4 protein-coding genes and 1 pseudogene are annotated in these 3,781 nt (G+C 64.8%); 2 read left to right on the forward strand and 3 right to left on the reverse strand.

Features of this window, described 5'->3' with window-relative positions; genetic code table 11:
• Positions 1 to 143: pseudogene (locus tag A8G08_RS28165) on the forward strand (ATP-dependent DNA ligase); the annotation flags it as partial.
• 95 nt (positions 144 to 238) lie between these two features.
• Here A8G08_RS28165 and A8G08_RS23655 read toward each other — a convergent pair.
• The 3 genes from A8G08_RS23655 to A8G08_RS23665 all read right to left on the reverse strand — a co-directional run bounded on the left by A8G08_RS23655 (position 239) and on the right by A8G08_RS23665 (position 3,061).
• Positions 239 to 598: an FKBP-type peptidyl-prolyl cis-trans isomerase gene (locus A8G08_RS23655; protein WP_068279659.1), complete on the reverse strand. Its 360-nt coding sequence runs from the start codon at positions 596 to 598 to the stop codon at positions 239 to 241.
• A 20-nt stretch (positions 599 to 618) separates the two neighbouring features.
• Positions 619 to 1,914, reverse strand: a complete 1,296-nt coding sequence (locus A8G08_RS23660; RefSeq protein ID WP_068279660.1) for a citrate synthase — start codon at positions 1,912 to 1,914, stop codon at positions 619 to 621.
• A 193-nt stretch (positions 1,915 to 2,107) separates the two neighbouring features.
• Entirely contained in the window at positions 2,108 to 3,061 is a 954-nt protein-coding gene (locus tag A8G08_RS23665) for an aldose 1-epimerase family protein (protein ID WP_068279666.1), read from the reverse strand.
• A gap of 165 nt (positions 3,062 to 3,226) precedes the next feature.
• Here A8G08_RS23665 and A8G08_RS23670 point away from each other — a divergent pair.
• Positions 3,227 to 3,781, forward strand: a 555-nt coding sequence (locus A8G08_RS23670) for a hypothetical protein (protein WP_068279663.1), incomplete at its 3' end; no start/stop codon positions are given.

The following is a 3,781-nucleotide window of genomic DNA, read 5'->3' on the forward strand; positions in this document are numbered from 1 at the left end:
GTGACCTCTGGGCCGAACAGCTACCGAAGCCCCAGACCTTGCCCGCGGACCTTCTCGAAGAGGGTCACACCATACCTGTCGCTCGCGTCCAGGCGATGCACGAGGGCAAGCGCCGCAAGCGGGAACGGGAACGCGGGGCCTAGTCCGCCCGAACAACGCTGGATCCGCCCAATGTGCTTGCCGCACAAATACAACGAGGCGGCTCGGTTAACCGAGCCGCCTCGTTGATAGCGCGTTCTTACTTGACGTCGAGCAGGTCGATAACGAAGACCAGCGTCTTGCCCGACAGGCGATGGCCCGCACCGGCGGGTCCGTAGGCGAGCTCCGGCGGGATCGTCAGCTGCCGGCGGCCGCCGACCTTCATGCCCGGGATGCCGTCCTGCCAGCCCTTGATCAGGCCACGGAGCGGGAACTCGATCGATTCGCCACGACTCCAGGAGGAATCGAACTCCTCGCCGTTGTCGAACTCGACGCCCACGTAGTGCACCTCGACGGTGCCACCCGGCACGGCCTCGGCGCCGTCACCCACCACCAGGTCTTTGATCTCCAGGTCGGTGGGCGCGGGGCCCTCCTGGAACTCGATTTCCGGCTTCGTCATTGAAAACTCCTCGAGTTGGTTCAGCGGTTCGCGAGCGGCTTGTAATCCCGCTCGCCGTAACCGGTGTAGATCTGACGCGGGCGACCGATCTTGCCGCCCGGCTCGTCGTGCATCTCGCGCCAGTGCGCGATCCAGCCCGGCAGGCGGCCCATTGCGAACAACACCGTGAACATACGGGTCGGGAAGCCCATCGCGCGGTAGATCACACCGGTGTAGAAGTCCACGTTCGGGTACAGCTTGCGCTCGACGAAGTAATCGTCGGTGAGCGCGGCTTCCTCGAGCGCCTTCGCGATATCGAGCAGCTGGTCGTCGCCGCCCAGCTTGGCCAGGATCGAGTCGGCGGTCTTCTTCACGATTGCCGCGCGCGGATCGTAGTTGCGGTAGACGCGGTGCCCGAAGCCCATGAGCTTCACACCGTCTTCCTTGTTCTTCACCTTGCGGACGAATTCGCTGACGTCGCCGCCGCTGGCCTTGATGTCGTCGAGCATCTCGAGCACGGCCTGGTTCGCGCCGCCGTGCAGCGGGCCCCACAGTGCGTTGATGCCACCGGAGACCGACGTGAACAGGTTCGCTTCGGACGAGCCGACCAGGCGCACCGTCGAGGTCGAGCAGTTCTGCTCGTGATCGGCGTGCAGGATCAGCAGCATGTCCAGTGCGCTGGCGATCTCCGGGTCCACCTCGTACGGCTCGGCCGGGAAGCCGAACGTCATCCGCAGGAAGTTCTCGACGAGCGACAGCGAGTTGTCCGGGTAGAGGAACGGCTGGCCGACGGACTTCTTGTACGCGTAGGCCGCGATCGTCGGCAGCTTCGCGAGCAGCCGGATCGTGGACAGCTCAACCTGGTCGTCGTCCTTGGGGTCGAGCGAGTCCTGGTAGTACGCCGAGAGGGCGTTGACCGCGCTGGACAGCACCGGCATCGGGTGCGCGTTGCGCGGGAAGCCGTCGAAGAACCGCTTCAGATCCTCGTGCAGCAGGGTGTGCCGGCGGATCTTGTCGGTGAACACCTCGAGCTCGGTAGCCGACGGCAGCTCGCCGTAGATGAGCAGGTAGCTGACCTCGAGGAACGTCGAGCTCCCGGCGAGCTGCTCGATCGGGTAACCCCGGTAGCGCAGGATGCCTTTGTCACCGTCGATGAAGGTGATCGCCGACTTGGTGGAGGCGGTGTTGACGAAGCCCGGATCGAACGAGGTGTATCCGGTGGTCGCCAGCAACTTGCCGAGGTCGAAACCGTCGTTTCCTTCGGTGGCCTTGGCGACCGACAGCTCGTACTCGCCACCCGGGTAGGCGAGCGTGGGGTTGGTGTTCTCAGCGGGCACGGGTGAATCCCTCTCAGGCTCGAACTGTGGGTCACGTACGCGATCGGCGCGCGTGCAGTCTCTACAAACGCTAGTCGTTTTGTCGCACGCACGCCCAGGGAGGGTCCACTCACCTAACCAAGGTGTGACCCCCGCCACCAACCTCACACACCGGCTGGTGTAAACGTCAGCATTTCGGCGGTGGCGGAGCTGGTCAGAGTGCCTGAATTCCCCAGCTTCCTGTCCAGGTCTGACCCGGTTCGAGCACAATCACGTCGATGCCGGTGTTGAACGCATCCGGCGGGCAGGTCATCGGCTCGACCGCGAGCGCCCGACCGCGGGCTGGGTAGGCCTGATCGTTCTCGGGGTCGGCAACAAACACCTGCACCCAGCGGAACGTCGCGTCGGTCCAGAGGGCGGCGACCGTCCCGTCCGACCCCGTCAACACGACGCGGGAGAGTCCGTCGATGTCAGGGACCAATCCGCCGAACGGAGTGTCGAGCTGCACCCCTGCCAGTTCGCGAGCCTCGCGGAAGTCGAACGTCGTCCCGCGCAGCGGCTCGGAAATTCCCGCCGGCAGGTTTCGGTGCGAGTCCAGCGGCAGCCGCACCGCCGCGGGGATCGCGAGCGTGCACTCATCCAGCGGAGAGTCACCCGCCCGCAGGAACGCGTGCACCCCGACACCGAACGGTGCGCGAGCGTCGCCGTTGTTCGTGGCGGTATGGGTCACGGTGAGTCCGTCGTCGTCGAGTTTGTGCGTGACGGTGAGATGGATGGGATAGGTCCAGCCCGCAGTCAATCCCACCTCGATCGACTGGGTGACCGAACTGTCGGTGTGCTCGTCGAGTTGCCACTCACGGCGGCGGACCAGCCCGTGGATGGCGTTGTGGCGAGCCTGTTCGGTGATCTCGAGCTGGTGGTGATGCCCCTCGAACGTGAAGCTGCCGTCACGGATCCGGTTCGGCCATGGCGCGAGGACAAGCCCGGCAGACAGCGGCGGCTTCTTTCCTGCGGCCCACGTCTCGGTCAGCTTTGCCGGATCGCCGTCGTCCATCATGCATTCGAGCATCCGCAGTCCAGCACCGGTGGAAACCACCTCGGCGTGGTAGGGGCCTGACTCGATCCGGTATGTCCGCACGTCCGACGCAGTGTCGACCTGCTCAGCCATGGTGACAGTGTGCCCCGCCGAGCCGATCTGCGCCGGATAAACCGTGGGCGAAATGCGCGGGTTTCCATACCCGTCGGCCAACGGCAGCCGAACTACCTCGTCGGTTCCGTTGACCTGCGGCGCTGCGTACGCTGAAACCCAGTACGGCGACGAAGGACCAGCACCATGACCGCGACGGTCACTCCCCAGGCCGAACGGGCCATCGCCGACATCGCGGCGCGCCATGGCGTTTCTCGGGAGGCCGTGCTGGCCATGCTCTTCGCGGTCAACAACGGCGGCGGCACAATGGCGCGCTTCACCATTCCCGAACTCGGCGGTGCGGGCGTGTGGCTGCCGAACGGGATGACGGTGGTCGCCAACATGTTCGACCACGAACTAAAGGCCCGCATCAACGCACTGTGCGCCGAATTGTCCGAATTGCTCGCTACGACTGACGTCTTCCCGCCTTCGGCACCGAACAGCATCGCCGGATACAGCGTCGGCGCCTGGTGGCCACCGGAATTCGGTGAGCCAACCGTCTCCGGCGGCCTGAACGAATGCCGCTACGCGGTGTTCCCGGCCATTCGTCGGCTCGCTGTTCAGATTTACAGTGTCACAAGGATTTTCGACACTTCTGTGCATCGGGTCGAAACCGTGACCCAGCACCACGGCCATGGCTTCGATTCAATCGAATTCGTAAGCCAGCACGGCACTTTCGCGATCTCGAGCTTGACCGAGGTC

The sequence above is a fragment of the Aldersonia kunmingensis genome (assembly GCF_001646865.1).
Lineage (GTDB): Bacteria > Actinomycetota > Actinomycetes > Mycobacteriales > Mycobacteriaceae > Aldersonia > Aldersonia kunmingensis.

Bases quoted from the DNA above. Each gene is read 5' to 3' on its own strand.
- A8G08_RS23665 (WP_068279666.1), bottom strand. From the start codon at position 3,061: ATGGCTGAGCAGGTCGACACTGCGTCGGACGTGCGGACATACCGGATC.
- A8G08_RS23655 (WP_068279659.1), bottom strand. From the start codon at position 598: ATGACGAAGCCGGAAATCGAGTTCCAGGAGGGCCCCGCGCCCACCGAC.